Source organism: Vibrio sp. 1288, from assembly GCF_033344475.1.
In genome coordinates this window covers 1-552 of the sequence record NZ_JAWPOX010000975.1, presented here as the reverse complement: position 1 = coordinate 552, position 552 = coordinate 1, and the positions used below count along the sequence as shown (strand labels likewise).

Sequence of the window (552 nt, the reverse complement as noted above, 5' to 3'; positions counted from 1 at the left end):
AACACAGGAAGGCAACTTTAACGGGACGGAAGGCGTTTCTGCAATTCCGTTTGACGGCATGATTTTGGCTCACTGTAACGAATCTGAGTGGCAAACCTTCAGCCACAACAAAAACAACGAAGCCTTCCTAGACCGTGTATACATCGTAAAAGTACCGTACTGTTTACGCGTATCGGAAGAAGTTAAAATCTATCAAAAACTGCTTGAAAACAGTGAACTATCTCAAGCCCCTTGCTCACCAAGCACATTAGAAACATTGGCGCAGTTCAGCATTCTTTCTCGTCTGAAAGAGCCTGAAAACTCGTCTATCTTCTCGAAAATGCGCGTGTACGACGGCGAGACGCTAAAAGACACCGATCCTAAAGCGAAAAGCTACCAAGAATATCGAGATTACGCAGGCGTCGATGAAGGTATGAACGGCCTATCTACACGTTTTGCGTTTAAGATTTTGTCTCGCGTGTTCAACTTTGACCAAACCGAAGTGGCAGCAAACCCAGTTCACTTGTTCTATGTGATTGAACAACAAGTAGAACGCGAACAATTCCCTTCAGA

General features: G+C 44.6%; 1 pseudogene. It reads left to right on the top strand.

The window, feature by feature from the left end:
• Positions 1 to 552: pseudogene (locus R8O11_RS30415) on the top strand (PrkA family serine protein kinase); the annotation flags it as partial.